Here is a 14,999-nt window from a genome sequence, read left to right on the forward strand (position 1 = left end):
GAAGCCCAAGACGCCAGAGAGCCCCTGGGCGGTGACGGGCCTGTACTTCTACGACAATGGGGTGCTCGACATCGCCGCCGAGGTGAAGCCCTCGGAGCGGGGCGAGCTCGAGATCACCTCCGTCAACCAAGCCTATCTCGAACGCGGCCAGCTCCATGTCGAGCGGATGAGCCGCGGCTACGCTTGGCTCGACACCGGCACGCATGACAGCTTGCTGGAAGCGGGCGAGTTCGTGCGCGTGCTGCAGCGCCGGCAGGGGCTTCAGGTCGCCTGCCTCGAAGAGATCGCCTACCTGCAGGGCTTCATCGGCCGCGAGCAGTTGCAGGCGCGCGGCGAGCTGTTCGCCAAGACCAGCTATGGCCAGAACCTGCTGCGCCTCGCCCGCGAAGGCCGCCGCGCCGATCAGGACTTTTGAAGGACACGCTTCAATCGCGTCACTACGAGAGCATCGTCCCGAAAGGTGACTGCCGGCTTTCGGAAAGGACGATGCTCCAGGCGAAGCCGAAGCGGTCCAGCGCGCCGATTGCTCCGGCAAGGTCGCGCCGGTGGATCGCTTCGGCTTCGCCTTGCGATGACGGGTGGGGTGCCGTCGTCTTCGGTCCGGAGCCGCGTCAGCGCTCGCCCTGAATGAGTACGGCTCCGGTATAGGTCTCGGCGACCTCGCAGAACGGCACGCCGCCCGCCGTCAGCACCGCCTCGACGGAAAACAGCGGCTCGCCGGGCCCCGGCAGGCCGCCGGATTCGGGGCGCCACAGCATCGTCAGCGAGCGGTTGCGCCGGCTCGGACCCAGCGGGCGCACGACGTGGCCGAAGGGGGCTTGCGTGCCGTCCAAAGCCGCGTTCATCGCGGGCGTCAGGCGGCTCGGAACGTACCAGTTGTCGGCCTCGGACAGAACGTGGGTGCCGCAGGTGAGCCGCACCCGGCGGTAGCGCACGGGCTCGTCCGGGCCGACGGCCAGCCGCTCGCGCCGGTCGGCACCGGGGGCCTTGTCCGGGACGGGGACGCGCACCGCGACGATCTGCGGATCGGGGCTGAGCCCGCGCTCGGCGCACCACGCTTCGAGAACGGCGGTGGCGCTCGGCGCGGCGAGAAGGTGGGCGCTCAGCGTTTCGATCAAGGCGCGCGCCTCGGACCCATCCTGCGCCTCTCGGCTTGCGTCGGGAGCGACCTCGGAAGCTTGCGCCCGCGCGCTGCCCGCGTCGGCGGGCGGCACGGTGGCACCGAGCGCCGCGAGACCCACCGTCAGCATCCGTGTCGCCGTCCGCTCCATCGTGCAGCGCAATACGTCGATGGCGGGCAAAGGTCCATCGCGCCGGGCGACCGGTTCCCGATTCGCTGGCTACTTAGAGCCGGATCTGCTCATTCTGAAACGGCCAAGTCGGTTTCGTATCCAGCAGCCTCGATGTAGTTCCGGCACTCGGTCGCGGTGAAGTGCTTGAGCGTCTCGCGGATGGCGGCGTGGAGGTCGTCGACGGTGCGAGCGGCAGCGGTTCGCAGCCGGCCTTTCAGTTTGGCGAAGGCTTGCTCGATGGGATTGAAGTTCGGGCTGTAGGGCGGAAGGTAGAGCAGCCCCACGCCGGCTTTGGCCAAGCGCTGTCGGATGCCGGCGACCTTGTGAGCAGGCAGGTTGTCGAGGATGAGCGTGTCGCCCGGCCGCAGCTTGGGCACGAGCACCTGCTCGACGTAAGTGCGGAAGCGCTGGCCGTTCATGGCGCCGTCGAGAAGCCAAGGAGCGACGATGCCACTCGTGCGCAGACAGGCGGTGACGGTGGTCGTTTTGTAATGCCCATGAGGGACGGCAACCCGACAGCGCTGTCCGCGCGGTGCACGCCCGTAGCGGCGGGCCATGTTGGTCGCGGTGGCGGTCTCGTCGAGGAAGACGAGGCGGTCGGGATCGAGTTCGTCCTGCGCCCCGAACCAGTCTTCGCGCTCGGCCTTCACATCCGGCCGCTGCTGCTCGGCGGCGTGGGCTGTGTTTTTTTGCGCGTGATGGCGTGGCGTTTGAAGAAGCGCGACAGGCCGCTCTGGCTGACCGTGATGCCGCGGTCGGCCAAGGCGTCGCGGAGTTCCCACAGGAAGAGGGTCGGCCGCTCCTCGTAGAGGGCCCGGATCACGTCGGCCTGCGCCTCGACCCTGTACGAGCGCTGATCGCCGCCGCGTGGCTTGGGTGCGACATCCCCTGTCTCGCGCATCTGCCCGCACCAGCGGCTCGCGCTCGCCACGCTCACGCCGAAGCGTTCGGCCGCCTTGTGCTGTGATGTCCCTGCCGCCACCGCGGCCACAACGCGCTCACGCAGATCGACCGATAGGGTCGAGGCCATGGATTGGCTCCCAAACCTCCCCAACCCATGCGCCTCACAGCCGTTCCAGATCGCTCGGATGGCGCTCTAATTCCAATGCAAAGAGAGTGTCCATCGAGGCTCTGAACGCACGGCTGGCCGACGGCATCGATCTCGCCCTGGCAATCAAGCAGGCTCACTGGAACCTCAAGGGACCGCAGTTCATCGGCATCCACCTGATGCTGGACGGTTTCCGCACCGAGATCAGCGGCCTCAACGACAAGGTGGCCGAGCGGGCCGTGCAGCTGGGCGGCACGGCACTGGGAACGGCACAGGTCGTGGCGGGATCGACCAAGCTGCCCGCCTACCCGACTGGCATCTACGCCATAGCCGACCACATCGCCGCACTGATTGATAGCTACGCCGCCTACGCCAACGCGGTGCGCGAGAACATCGACGAGACGGACGAAGCGGGCGACCCTGACACGGCGGACCTGTTCACCGAGGTGTCCCGTGCCGTCGACAAGCAACTCTGGTTCCTTGAAGCCCACGTCCAAGAGCCGACGGGCCAGATGCGCGACGGCGACGCTTGCAAATGAGGAACACCCCACCCCTCCGTTGCCGACCCAACGGAGGGGCGGTCAGGAGCAAGGAAGCTCCATCGTCTTGTCGGCCAAGTCGGCTTGGCCGACGCTAAGTTCACCGACGGCGATAGGGCGCGCTACCGACCGGCTTGGCCTCCCACCTAGCTAAGCTTCGGCTGCCCGTTGGAAGCCGAGAGGCCGCCGTCCACTGGCAGGTTCACCCCGGTGACGAAGCGCGCGTCCTCGCTCGCTAGGAAGGCGATGACCCCGCTGATATCGTCTGGCTGGGCGCCCCGTCCCATCGGGATGCGTTCGTTGAACTTGGCCACGAGCTCGGGCTGATCCTGCATGCCGGCGGTGAACGGCGTGTAGACCAGCGTCGGGTTGACCGCGTTCACACGGACGCCATGGGCCGCCTCGTCCATCGCCACCGCGCGGGTGAAGTTCGTAACCGCCCCCTTGGCTGCGCAGTAGAAGCTGTGGTTCCAGTCGCCGCCGAGCCCGGAAACAGACGAGACGTTGACGATGCACCTGCGGCTCTCGCGCAGGTGCGGCAGGGCGAACCGCGTCATGTAGAAGACGCCGTACAGGTCGGTCTCGATGATCGTCGAAAAGTCCCCGATGTCGCCTTCGTCGACACGACCGAGGTGGTCCTTTCCGGCATTGTTGATGAGGACGTCGAGGCGGCCAAAGCGCTCGATTGCGGCCGCGACGACCTCCCGGCACCGGTCGGCGTTCGAGAGGTCGGCGACCCGGGCGAGCGTCCTGTCCGCCCTGATCCCGGCGGCGACCCGGTCAAGGCCTTCACCGTTCATGTCGGCGAGCAAGAGGCTTGCCCCTCCTCGCCGAAGCGGCGTGCGGCGGACTCGCCGATGCCGGACGCGGCACCCGTGACCAGGACGACCTTGTTCGAGAAACGTGACATCGCGATTCCTGAATTTGGACGCCGGGCAACCCGCCCGACGCCTTGACGAAGGGCGGTCTCAGGCGCTGCGGGCCTGGTCCGGATGGCGTCCCTCGGCGAACTCCTCGACGATCTTGGCGCAGAAGGCCGGCAGGTCCTTCGGGTTGCGGCTGGTGACGAGGCCCTTGTCGACCACCACCTCCGCGTCGACCCATTCCCCGCCCGCGTTGCGGATGTCGGTCTTCACGGTCGGGAACGAGGTCAGCTTGCGCCCCTTCACGACGTCGGCCTCGACCAGGGTCCAGGGCCCATGGCAGATGACGCCGACCGGCTTGGCCTGCTGGAAGAAGTCCCGCACGAACTTGACCACGGCCTCGCTGCCGCGGAGCTTGTCGGCCCCGACGCTGCCGCCGGGGATGACGAGACCGTCGAAGTCCGAGGCGAACACGCCGTCTATGGCCTTGTCGACCGGGTACTTACCGGCGGGGTCGAGGTCGTTGTTGACCGTCTCGGCCTCGCCCGCCTTGAGCCCGACCACCGTGACCGTCGCCCCGGCCGCGAGCAGCGCCTCGCGGGGCTTGGTGAACTCGGGCTCTTCCGTCCCACGGGGGGCGATCAGGATGGCGATGGTCTTGCCCTGAAGGGTCATGGGTCATTCCTCTCTGCGTGATGTGGGAAGGGGTAAGCTCAGGCCGGGATGCTCTCGGGCGAGGCGGTGTTCTCGGCGGTCACGCCGTTCTCCCGATGGCGGAAGTCGCTCAGCGCCCGGTAGACCTGGAGCCGCGCCCGCATGATCGACCCGAGGGGGCGGTGCGCCGAGAGGCTGTGCGCGGGGCGGAAGGTCATCACCTCGTCAAAGTAGCGAACCCGCTCGGGGGAATAGGCGTCCTGCCGGGGCAGGCGGACCGTCGCCACCGTGCGGTACGGGCTGATCGAGACCGGCCAGTCGACCGAGGAATCCTCGATGGGCTGGCGCTCGGCATCGGCCCAGAGCTGCGCCTTGAGCTCGAACACCACGTCGTCGTCCCGAAAGAACGCGACCGTGGCATGCCGGAAGCCGTCCTCGTCCCCGTGCGGGTCGAGGCGCCATTCGGCGAGGTCCCGCTGCGCCTGCGTCGCGGGCACCGCTCCGAGCTTGGCGACATAGTCGCCGAACCGCATCGGCGCTTGGCTGAAGTAACTGTCGGCGAGCGGATGGCTGTACGGATGGCCGAAGAAGTCGGCCATGGCGCTCTCCGTGCCGAAGGCATGCAACACCCGGTTGAGGTTGCGCGCGGTGGCGGCGACCGCGCTCTTCACGCCCTCGGGCAACCCGGTCGCCTTGCCGATTACGGTTCCGTCGCGCAGGAACCCGGCCGCGGTCCCGGACGGGAAGGTCGTGCCGGTGGCGAGCACAAAGTCCTGGGTCTCCACATCGTGCCCGGGAAGCTTCTCGCCGGGCACGCCGAACACCTTGATCGACATGCCCCGGTGGGTGGACACCCGGTCGCCGAGGGTCTCGCCGGGACCCTGGGCGAAACGTACAGCCACCTTGTGCGTACCCGGGGTCGCGAACAGGCCCTGGGCCAGTTCCGGCGGCAGGCCGGCGGCAACCGTCAACTCGCCCGTGACGCAGGCCGAGCTCTTGGCGTGGCTAGCGCGCACGGCATGGTGCTCGCGCTTCTCCACCGTCTGCGACTGCTGGGTCATACCCTTGATAATGCCGTCGATGGTCTCCTGCTCGTTCGGGGCGGGCTGCTCGATGTCGGGCGCGAAACGCAGGTAGGTCATGCTCGTCCTTCAATTTCCGCCTCGCCCCCGGGGCAGGGGCAGAGGGGCTGCCGAGCTTCATCGAATGCGCGCCTCTCAGAAGCGGCACCGTTCGAGGCATGAGGCCACACGGTCGGGAATGCGGGTCCAGGCGGACCGTCGCCCTGACAAACGCCAGCCGGCTCGGACGTTCCCAACGGGTCGTTCACGGGCAATTGAGCGGCGCGCAATCCGGAACGCCGATCCGTCGGGCATGTTCTGTCCCGAGATGAACGACGAAGGACGCGAGACCTTGCAAGCACCTATCCGCTACAGCGCCGACGTCGAGGATGTGAAGCCCGACGAGTATCGGACCATCGAGCAGCTCAATGCGACCTTCGACACAATCCTGGAGACCGTCGCGAACGATTCCGGCCACGCCGTCCGCTCGGTCCACGCCAAGTCGCACGGCATCCTGGAGGGGACGCTGACAATCGACGCAGGGTTGCCGCCTGAGCTCGCGCAAGGGCTGTTCGCGACGCCGGGCGAGCACAAGGTCTACATGCGCATGTCGACCAACGCGGGCGACATCCTGCCGGACGCGGTCTCGCTTCCCCGCGGCCTGGCCCTCAAGGTCCTGGACGTCGCCGGAGAGCGCCTGCCAGACGCGGAAGGGACGACGCAGGATTTCGTCATGGTCAACGGCCCGGTTTTCCAGGCACCGAACGCCGAGAAGTTCCTTGGCAGCCTCAAGCTGCTGGCCAAGACCACCGACCGGATCGAGGGCGTGAAGGTTGCCGCCTCCACCGTGCTGCGGGGGGTCAACAAGGCGCTGACCGCGGTTGGTATCGAGAGCCCGACGCTGGGCTCGCTCGGCGGCGCGCCGAACGTCGATCCGCTCGGCGAGACCTACTACAGCGTCACCCCGTTCCGGTACGGCGATCACATCGCCAAGCTCTCGGTCGCTCCCGTTGCTCCGGCGCTTAAGGCGCTGACCGGGACCGAGATCGACGCCTCTGGACGCCCGGATGCGATCCGAGAGACCGTGCGGTCGGAGATGGCCGGCATCGAGGGTGTCTGGGAGTTCCGGGTGCAGCTCTGCCGCGACCTAGAACGACAGCCGGTCGAGGACCCCACGGTGCAGTGGGACGAGAAGGAGGCGCCGTTCCAGCGCGTCGCCACCATTATCGTCCGGCCGCAGGACAGTTGGGACGCCGAGCGCGTCGATGCCGTGAACGAGCGCATGCGTTTCGCGGTATGGACCGGTCTCGCCGCGCACCGGCCGCTCGGCAACATCAACCGTGCCCGCAACGCACCCTACAGGCACTCGGCCGAGTTCCGGCAGCGCTTCAACGGCTGCCCGATCCACGAGCCGGCCAGTAGCTGAGGGAGACTGTGATGCGAAGCCCCGGGACGCTCGCCGCGGTGGCGGCGCTCACCATGACTTGCATAGGCACGGTTTGGGCGGAGGAGCCGGCTCGGACGCCGCTGACGCCGTTCAACGTCACCATCCGGGTCTTCGACCCCACGAAGGGCATTGAGGGAGGCCAGGACTACGTGCTGCCGGTCGACAGTCCCGACGCCGAGCATGCCATCGCCTCGACGACCGCGAACGCGGCATCTTTCACGAGGAAGACGGAGGGCGGGAAGCCACTGCCCGTCGCCTTCACATGCATCAAGGTCGAGCCGCGCTGAGGGATGTGAGCTATGTCGATGGAAACGAATAAGGACTTGGTCCGCGCCTACTTCACGGCATTCCGCGACCGGGACGCGGCGTGGTGGCAGCGCTTCATCGCCCCGGATTTCGTGCGCCACGACCCTGGCCTCGCCTTCGAGGTCAGGGGCCCGGCGGGGGTCGCCCGGCTCGGCGAGGTGCTGCACGGCGCCTTTTCGGACATCGAGATGCACATCGCCGAGGTCATCGCGGAGGGTGACCGGGTGCTGACGCGATTGCGCTTCACCGGGCGGCACACGGGCGAGTTCGAGGGGACCCCGGCCACCGGCACCACGGTCGACATTGCGGTCATGGACTACTTCCGCATTGCGGACGGGCAGCTTGTCGAGCACTGGGCGCTCATGGACAACCTCTCTATGCTGAAGCAGATCGGCGCAGTGGCCCCCTGAGGGCACACACAGCCTCGTCCTCGTGATCTTCGGGGTGAGGCGGCTCGCCCCCGAGCTACGTCAGGGTTGTAGGATGCCGCAGGTGTCGAGAGCAGCGAGGGCGGCAAGCTATTCCCTCAAATGCTGGGCCGTGTGGAAGGTCTGAGCCGAAGGCAACCGTCGCTGAGGCGGACGGTTGACCGGGGTGGCAATCGAGGGACGGGGGCGGAGACTCGGCAACCCGCGCCGTCGCCAAGGGGAATCGCGTTGGCCCAGCTCAACGGAAGCGTATCGGCTCCGCCCGATTTGGGCGTGCTTCTCGCCGCCGTCGAGGCATCAGGTGAGGCCATCATCATCACCACGGCCGACCTGGACGAGCCCAGGCCCCGCATCGAGTTTGCCAACCCCGCCTTCCTGCGCATGACCGGGTTAGAGGCGCACCAGATCCTCGGAAGGACACCCCGCCTCCTTCAGGGACCGGACACGGATCGCGCAGTCCTGGACCGGATGCGCGCGGCGCTCGCGGCCGGCGAGCCGTTCCGGGGCAAGGCGGCGAACCACTGCAAGGACGGCACGACCTACGTGGTCAAATGGCTGATCACCCCGGTGCGCGGATCGGATGGCCGCATCGCTCACTAAGTCTCCACCCAGCGCGACGTCACCGAACGACGGGCCTACGAGGACCGGCAGGCGCTGATAGTGCGCGAACTCCATCACCGGAGTGAAGAACACCCTCGCCACGGTGTAGGCCGTGGTAAACGCCACCGTCCGCTCGTCGCTCACCATCCCGGAGTTCACCCAGGCGCTGTCTGAGCGCATCACGTCGCTCGCTCGGACGCACGCCCTGATCACGAAGGACCTCGCCCAGGTCGCCTCGTTCGACGGGCTGCTGGGGGGCCGAGCTCGGGCCCTACGACGAGCGCGGGCGCCTGAGCCTGGAGGGACCGAAGGCCGTCCTGCCCTCCGAGCTCGCGGTGCCGGTCGGCATGGCCCTGCACGAGCTCACCACCATCAACGGCAGCAGTTGGCCTTCAAGCGGCCATTCCAGTGTCTTCGGTCGGAGGTCCGCTCATGGCGCACAGCCGAATAAGTTGAGCGCGAACTCCTGACCCCAAGCGGACTCTGGGATGACGGCCGCTGAAGGACCGGATGGGGTGGGGAGCGGGCATTCGACCGAGGGGCCGCAAGGGACCGCATCGCCACTGGAAGCAGACGTTCGCTGTGACGCAGAGGCGCGGGCCTGGGCTCGCAGCGCTCCGCTCAACTGCGCAGTCGCGCAACATTATTTCATTTGAAATAACGCCGAAGCCTCTGAGGAGTTTGCCAAAGACGTTCGGCAGCGGTTTCAGCCGAAATTACTGTCAAGGTGACACATGTCGCAAATGGTCATCTTTGCTTGCTCCTATGTTGTAGAGGAAGGGGTATTTCTTTGTTAGTTTGTAACTAGAAATTAACTCGCAATAATTCCTACCTGTTGCGGAGAATTCCTATGAGAGCACTGGTTTGGCACGGCACTGAGGATATCCGCTGCGATACGGTCCCCGACCCCAAGATCGAGGATGAGCGCGACGCGATCATTAAGGTGACCACCTGCGCGATCTGCGGTTCGGATCTGCACCTCTACGACCACGTCATGCCCGGCATGGAGAAGGGCGACGTGATGGGCCACGAGTTCATGGGTGAAGTCGTTGAGATGGGAAAAGGGGTCAACGGCGCTCTTAGGAAAGGCGAGCGCATCGTTGTGCCGTTCACGATCATCTGTGGCGAGTGCGACCAGTGCAAGCGCGGCTACTTCTCCGTCTGCGAACGTTCGAACCGCAACAAGCATGTCGCCGACAAGGTCTTCGGACACACCACTGCGGGTCTATTCGGCTACACCCACCTCACCGGTGGCTACCAGGGCGGACAAGCCGAGTACGTCCGCGTGCCGTTTGCCGACAAGACCCACATCAAGGTGCCGGAGCACCTGAGCGACGAGCAGGTGCTGTTCCTCGGTGACATCTTCCCGACCGGCTGGCAGGCGGCGGTGCAAGCCGATATTCAGCCGACCGATACGGTTGCGATCTGGGGCGCCGGTCCGGTCGGCCAGATGACGTTGCGTTCCGCGCTTCTTCTCGGAGCCAAGCAGGTAGTCTGTATCGACAGCGTGCCGGAGCGCCTTGAGATGGCACGCGCGGGTGGGGCTATCACGATCGACAATTCGCAGGAGAGCGTGGTCGAGCGCCTCAATGAGTTGACCGGTGGCAAAGGTCCGGAGAAGTGCATCGATGCTGTCGGCATGGAGGCGCATTCGCCCCGGGCTCTGGAACACGCATACGACCGACTGAAGCAAGCTGTGATGCTGGAGAGCGACCGCGCCGCGGTGCTGCGCGAGATGATTTATGTCTGCCGGCCCGCTGGCATTCTCTCGATCCCGGGTGTCTACGGCGGCCTAGTCGACAAGCTGCCGATGGGAGCTCTGATGAACAAGGGGCTGACCATCCGCACGGGGCAGACCCACGTGAACCGGTGGACGGATGACCTCGTCAAGCGCATCGACGAGGGACAGATCGACCCCTCCTTCGTCATCACCCACCGGGTCGGGCTCGATCAAGGGCCCGAGATGTACAAGACCTTTCGCGACAAGAAGGACAACTGCATCAAGGTTGTACTTCGGCCCTGATTGGCTCCGTCGCTCGCCGTGCTGCGGCGGGCCTGCCACGCCTACCTCATTGCGGAACTGAGGAAGTCTGCATGTCCAATGCCATACCTCACCGCGACAGGGACCGCGCGCCCGTGACCTCTTCCCTGCCGAGTTACCTCACCTCGGACCCGCGCCGTAGACCGGATCCCGCAACCAGGGAACTCGCCCAAGGTCTGGGCTGGTTTTCGATCGGCCTCGGTCTGACTGAAGTAACGTTCGGCGGTGCCATGGCCCGCTGGCTCGGAATGCCGCGCGCGGCCCCGGTCATCCAGGCCTACGGGGTGCGCGAACTCATACAAGGTGCCGGGATCTTGGGCTCGCGAGATCCGACACCGTGGATCTCGGCACGTGTCGCGGGAGACGCGCTCGACATCGCCACCGTCCTGCCAGGGCTTGAGGGCCATAATCCGCACAAGGACAACGTGCTGATCACCCTCGTGGCTTTGATCGGCGTGACAGCCATAGACGTGATCTGTGCGCAAAACCTTTCCGGGGCGCCTCTCAACCCTTCCCAGAAGATCCAGCAGGATTACCGCCGCCGCAGCGGCTTTCGCCGTCCCGCGAAGGCAATGCGAGGGGTGGCACGCGACTTCAAGCCGCCCCCTGATATCATCGGACCGGAGGCAATGCGTCCCTGGACACTGACCAACGCCTGAAGCTCAGAAGGATGGCGAGCATGATGCTGCCTATCCTTGAACAGGCGTTGGGCGCGCTCGGCATGGGCCTCGTCCTCGCCGATATTTTCCTGACGGTCCTCTATGCGCGCATCGGGACAGGCCTGATCGCGGACAGGGTTGCCCATCTCACCTGGGCAATCTTCCGTCGTGCCGCCGGTAGGTTCGGGCAGAGGCGGGACGCCGTGCTCTCCTTCTGCGGCCCGGTCATCCTCATCGCCTACGTCCTGCTCTGGGCACTGGGGCTGACCCTCGGAGCCGGCCTGATCATCCACCCCGCGCTCGGGACCGCCGTTCGAGCGAGCACCGGGGAGACGCCGGCCGACTTCATGACCGCCCTCTATGCCGGCGGTAGCAGCATGGCGATCGTAGGAGCTAGCGACTTTAAGCCGGTCACGGACGCCTATCGCGCCCTCTATCTCGTGAACTCGCTCGTTGGGATGTCGGCGACGTCGTTGGTTCTTACATACGTCATGCAGGTTTACAGCGCGCTTCGGCAGCGCAACGCGCTCGGATTGAAATTGCATCTATTGGCGGGTGAAACGTCGGATGCCGCCGAACTCCTGGCGCGGCTCGGGCCACAGGGGCAGTTCAGCTCAGGTTACAGCCACTTAGCCGACGCCGCGGCATCCATGGCCGAAATGAAAGAGACGCACCACTTCTATCCTGTGCTGTTCTACTTCCGCTTCCGGCAGCCTTTCTACTCGGTCTCAGCACAGGCATTTATCGCTCTCGACACCGTGTCACTGATCCGCAGTGGGATCGCAGACCGGCAGGCGGCATGGCTGAAGGAAACCGCCGCTGTGGATGCAATCTGGCGCGTTGCCATGCTGCTCGTCGTCACGCTTGAAACGACGTTCTTACCGGGAGACCCGCCCGCTCCAGCCGACGTGAACAACGTTGAGAGCGAGGCTTGGTGCAACCGCTTCGCAGCGGCTCTCAGGCGCCTTTCGGCAGCTGGCGTAGAAACAATGCCCAACGAGGCAGGGGCGGAGACTTACCTCGCGCAAAGGGCACAATGGCAGCCGCATATCGCGCGACTGGCACCCGCGATGGCCTACCACATCCACGACTTCGAACCCGGCGGCCAGAAGCGCAGATGATGCGCTGATGATGTGCTGTGGCCCGGACGGTGGGTGAGCTCTTTCAGTGGAATGGGTCGACACTCTGGAACGTCACCACCCTTGAAGCTCCAGAACTAATTGCAACTACCAAGCCCCTCCGTCTCGCCGGCAGAGGCCACGGAGGTCCGCTGTGCCTTCGTTAGTAGCCCTTCATTGCTGGCATGCCGAACGGCTTCTCTGGGTCGGGTGCAGCGGTCCAGGCCCATTAACGCCAATGTCGGCTTGTGCTGCAGTGAACCGTCATTCGAGATTGGGCTTAGCAGCAGCATCGGGTTCCTCATCACGAGCTCCTCAACCCAGGAGCCTGTCATGCCCGAAGTCGTTGCCGTTCCCACCAGTACACGTGTTCCCTGGAACCGCGGCCGTATAGTCGGCCCCAAACCGCCCCTGAAGCCGAAGCACATCTGGGCCCTGCGCACGCGCTTACAGCTCGCCAACCGCACGCGAGATCTTGCCCTGTTCAACCTTGCCGTCGATAGCAAGCTGCGCGGGTGTGATCTCGTCGGCCTGCGCGTGAGCGACATCCACCTGGGCGACGCCGTGCGTCTCCGAGCGACTGTCTGCCAGCGCAAGACCGGCAGGCCGGTCCCGTTCGAGATCACCGAACCGACGCGCGAGGCTCTCACGGCTTGGCTGACTGCGCGCAAGTTGAAAGCCGGTGACTGGCTGTTTCCAAGCCGGAGTCGGCTTGGGGAGCATCTTACGACGCGCCATTATAGTCGGCTGGTAGACCGCTGGGTTGCCCTGATCGGCCTGGACCCTTCGGCGTTCGGCACGCACAGCCTGCGCCGCACGAAGGTCGCTCTGGTCTACAAGCGTACCGGCAATATCCGAGCCTGCCAACTGCTGCTCGGCCACACCAAGCTGGAGAGCACGGTTCGCTACCTCGGCATTGAGGTTGACGACGCGCTGATCCTCTCAGAGCAGACCGAAATCTGATCCAAGCGCCGCGGTCGAAATGGCCGCGGCGTGCCAGCAGGATGGCCGCCCCCAGGATGCCGAATGACCCCTTGCCGACATTCGAGTTGACAACGTCAAAGGTCCGGATGGCGTCGAAAGCCGCCATTCGAACCGAACAAGCTGAGCGTCAGGATCGCATCCTTTCCGAACTTTCCAATGCATATTATTCACTTTTTACTAAATGGTAAGCCAATTTATCACACGACGTCTCGAGATGATACTGAAGAATTTGTCGCAAATGTTTGGAAACGCGTCAGATAAAAGAATTTATTGTGCCGTAGATGATCAAAATAACGAAATATTGTTGTTGCCGACCAGCCTATGGCCATCGGGGTCACGGAGGTTGCTCCCGCCGGCCAGGACGATTCGGGTGGCCAGAGGCGAGCCGTCGGCGCAGGGGCTCGGGACCGTGCCCGGCGCGCGGTAGCACAGAAGCTCCAGATGCGGCGCCGCCCCGCCCGGCGGCGTGAGGCCGGTCACCTCGACGACCGGATCGTCGACCGCGTCCAGACGGGCCTGCTCCGGGCCCCGGTTCAGTCCCCGGCTCGCGACCCGGAACCCGAGGCCGGCATAGAAGGCGACGGCGCGCTCAGTGTCGGCGACCGTGATCGCCGTGTGGTCGATTCCGAGGAACAGGCCCGGTCGATCCCGCCAGATCGGCGGTACGGCCTCCGGCGGAAAGGCCAGGAGTTCGAGCGGGTGCCCATCGGGATCGCGGAACTTGAACGCGCTCACGCCGCCGGAACGCGCGGGCAGTCGCTCCGGCCCGGCCCGCGAGATTGGCGTCCAGCCGGGCACCTCGGAGAGATGCGCGTAGGCAGCCTCCATGTCCGCGACGACGAGGGCGCAATGCTGGAAGTCGGTGCCGTTGGAGGGCGCGGGCTCGCCCCCATGGTCGGAGGCGGGCGCGAGTTGAATCGTCTGTGCTCCGAGCGCGACGCCGCCCGCGGCGAGGCTGGCGCCGAAGGCCGCCGTATAGAAGGCGGCGGTGGCCGCCGGGTCCGGGCAGAGCAAGCGGATCGCGGCGATCCGCAAGCCGGTCATCGCCCGGCCCCCGGCAGCGGGGCGCCGCGGCGGTTGAGGAAGATCGCGAACACGCGCTGCGAGGCGGCGATGAACAGGCGGTTCCGGTGCACCCCGCCCCAGGTCAGGTTGGAAACGCGGTACGGCACTCGCACCTTGCCGAGGAGGCGCCCCTCCGGCGAGAGGCAGTGGACGCCATCGGCGGCGCTCGACCAGACATTGCCGTCCTCGTCCACCTTCATGCCGTCGCAGTAGCCCGGCGCGATTTTATGGAAGATGTCGCCGCCGTTAAGCGTGCCGTCCGCACCGACGTCGAACACGCGGATGTACTGGCGCGGATCGGGCCGGCTCTGGTCGCCGGTCTCTGAGACGTAGAGGCGCCGCTCGTCGGGCGAGAAGGCGAGGCCGTTCGGTCCGTCGAAATCGCCGGCCGCGACGCGGATGTCGCCGGTCGCGGGGTCGAAGCGGTAAAGGGCCGGCGGCTGCTCGGATTCCTGCCGGCCGCCCTCGTAATCGTTGGAAATGCCGTAGAGCGGGTCGGTGAACCAGATCGTGCCGTCCGATTTCACGATCACGTCGTTGGGCGCATTCAGCCGCTTGCCCGCGTGGCGATCGATGAGCCGCGTGACGCGCCCGTCGTGCTCGGTGCGATACAGGCATCGACCGTGATGCGAGCAGGCGATCAGTCGCCCCTCGCGGTCGCGGGTCTGCCCGTTGCCGTAATCCGAGGGCGCGCGGTAGATCGATAGGCCTTCCGCCTCGCTCCAGCGCATCGTGCGGTTTCGCGGCAGGTCCTGAAACAGCAGGCAGTTCCAGTCGCCCATCCAGACCGGACCCTCGACCCAGCGGAAGCCCGCGGCGATCTCCTCCAGCCCGGCATTGTCGAGCACGTAGCGCCGGAACCGGGGATCGTGGATCTCGAATCCGTCCATCGGC

17 protein-coding genes and 1 pseudogene are annotated in these 14,999 nt (G+C 66.0%); 11 read left to right on the plus strand and 7 right to left on the minus strand.

The annotated features are described in order from the left end of the window. A partial coding sequence (locus tag MKK50_RS05210) for a sugar nucleotidyltransferase (protein WP_499020891.1) occupies nucleotides 1–415 on the plus strand: 415 nt, incomplete at its 5' end. A 196-nt stretch (nucleotides 416–611) separates the two neighbouring features. Here MKK50_RS05210 and MKK50_RS05215 read toward each other — a convergent pair. After that, on the minus strand, nucleotides 612–1,271 hold the full coding sequence (locus MKK50_RS05215; protein ID WP_499020973.1) for a hypothetical protein: 660 nt from the start codon (nucleotides 1,269–1,271) through the stop codon (nucleotides 612–614). A gap of 89 nt (nucleotides 1,272–1,360) precedes the next feature. Then, nucleotides 1,361–2,322 (minus strand): IS630 family transposase gene (locus MKK50_RS05220; RefSeq protein ID WP_437871952.1). Its coding sequence is split into 2 segments (ribosomal slippage): nucleotides 1,361–1,977 and nucleotides 1,977–2,322, totalling 963 coding nucleotides; the frame shifts between segments, so codons are not numbered across the junction. 65 nt (nucleotides 2,323–2,387) lie between these two features. Here MKK50_RS05220 and dps point away from each other — a divergent pair. Beyond that, nucleotides 2,388–2,879 (plus strand): annotated as a pseudogene (gene dps, locus MKK50_RS05225) (DNA starvation/stationary phase protection protein Dps); the annotation flags it as partial. Nucleotides 2,880–3,025: 146 nt separating this feature from the next. Here the strand turns inward: dps and budC are convergent. The 3 genes from budC to MKK50_RS05240 all read right to left on the minus strand — a co-directional run bounded on the left by budC (nucleotide 3,026) and on the right by MKK50_RS05240 (nucleotide 5,538). Continuing rightward, nucleotides 3,026–3,691, minus strand: a complete 666-nt coding sequence (gene budC, locus MKK50_RS05230; RefSeq protein ID WP_499020893.1) for a meso-2,3-butanediol dehydrogenase — start codon at nucleotides 3,689–3,691, stop codon at nucleotides 3,026–3,028. 156 nt (nucleotides 3,692–3,847) lie between these two features. Next, entirely contained in the window at nucleotides 3,848–4,417 is a 570-nt protein-coding gene (locus MKK50_RS05235; protein WP_499020894.1) for a type 1 glutamine amidotransferase domain-containing protein, read from the minus strand. 38 nt (nucleotides 4,418–4,455) lie between these two features. Beyond that, nucleotides 4,456–5,538, minus strand: coding sequence for a catalase family protein (locus MKK50_RS05240; RefSeq protein WP_499020896.1), 1,083 nt, complete (start codon nucleotides 5,536–5,538; stop codon nucleotides 4,456–4,458). Between the two features lie 232 nt (nucleotides 5,539–5,770). Here MKK50_RS05240 and MKK50_RS05245 point away from each other — a divergent pair, with 232 nt between their 5' ends. The 9 genes from MKK50_RS05245 (at nucleotide 5,771) to MKK50_RS05285 (ending at nucleotide 13,019) form a co-directional block, all read left to right on the plus strand. Then, entirely contained in the window at nucleotides 5,771–6,883 is a 1,113-nt protein-coding gene (locus MKK50_RS05245; protein WP_499020897.1) for a catalase family protein, read from the plus strand. Nucleotides 6,884–6,894: 11 nt separating this feature from the next. Next, nucleotides 6,895–7,191: a hypothetical protein gene (locus MKK50_RS05250; RefSeq protein ID WP_499020899.1), complete on the plus strand. Its 297-nt coding sequence runs from the start codon at nucleotides 6,895–6,897 to the stop codon at nucleotides 7,189–7,191. A gap of 18 nt (nucleotides 7,192–7,209) precedes the next feature. Continuing rightward, a complete protein-coding gene (locus MKK50_RS05255; protein ID WP_499020901.1) occupies nucleotides 7,210–7,620 on the plus strand; it encodes an ester cyclase in 411 nt (136 codons plus the stop codon). 246 nt (nucleotides 7,621–7,866) lie between these two features. Further along, a complete protein-coding gene (locus tag MKK50_RS05260) occupies nucleotides 7,867–8,238 on the plus strand; it encodes a PAS domain-containing protein (RefSeq protein ID WP_499020903.1) in 372 nt (123 codons plus the stop codon). Between the two features lie 112 nt (nucleotides 8,239–8,350). Next, nucleotides 8,351–8,689 (plus strand): HWE histidine kinase domain-containing protein, encoded by a 339-nt coding sequence (locus MKK50_RS05265; RefSeq protein ID WP_499020904.1) that lies wholly within the window; start codon nucleotides 8,351–8,353, stop codon nucleotides 8,687–8,689. A gap of 399 nt (nucleotides 8,690–9,088) precedes the next feature. Further along, nucleotides 9,089–10,261 carry a zinc-dependent alcohol dehydrogenase gene (locus tag MKK50_RS05270; protein ID WP_391510766.1) on the plus strand — a complete coding sequence of 391 codons (1,173 nt, stop codon included), beginning with the start codon at nucleotides 9,089–9,091 and terminating at the stop codon, nucleotides 10,259–10,261. A gap of 71 nt (nucleotides 10,262–10,332) precedes the next feature. Further along, nucleotides 10,333–10,938 (plus strand): cyclase dehydrase, encoded by a 606-nt coding sequence (locus tag MKK50_RS05275; RefSeq protein WP_391510765.1) that lies wholly within the window; start codon nucleotides 10,333–10,335, stop codon nucleotides 10,936–10,938. 23 nt (nucleotides 10,939–10,961) lie between these two features. Beyond that, on the plus strand, nucleotides 10,962–12,059 hold the full coding sequence (locus MKK50_RS05280; protein ID WP_499020975.1) for a two pore domain potassium channel family protein: 1,098 nt from the start codon (nucleotides 10,962–10,964) through the stop codon (nucleotides 12,057–12,059). Between the two features lie 330 nt (nucleotides 12,060–12,389). Further along, on the plus strand, nucleotides 12,390–13,019 hold the full coding sequence (locus MKK50_RS05285; protein ID WP_480235055.1) for a tyrosine-type recombinase/integrase: 630 nt from the start codon (nucleotides 12,390–12,392) through the stop codon (nucleotides 13,017–13,019). A 306-nt stretch (nucleotides 13,020–13,325) separates the two neighbouring features. Here the strand turns inward: MKK50_RS05285 and MKK50_RS05290 are convergent, their stop codons facing one another. After that, a complete protein-coding gene (locus MKK50_RS05290) occupies nucleotides 13,326–14,084 on the minus strand; it encodes a VOC family protein (protein WP_499020907.1) in 759 nt (252 codons plus the stop codon). Further along, entirely contained in the window at nucleotides 14,081–14,995 is a 915-nt protein-coding gene (locus tag MKK50_RS05295; RefSeq protein WP_499020909.1) for an SMP-30/gluconolactonase/LRE family protein, read from the minus strand. Before MKK50_RS05295 ends, MKK50_RS05290 begins: the two co-directional genes overlap by 4 nt. Nucleotides 14,996–14,999 lie beyond the last annotated feature (4 nt).

The organism is Methylobacterium sp. J-043, from assembly GCF_022829505.1.
GTDB lineage: Bacteria > Pseudomonadota > Alphaproteobacteria > Rhizobiales > Beijerinckiaceae > Methylobacterium > Methylobacterium extorquens_A.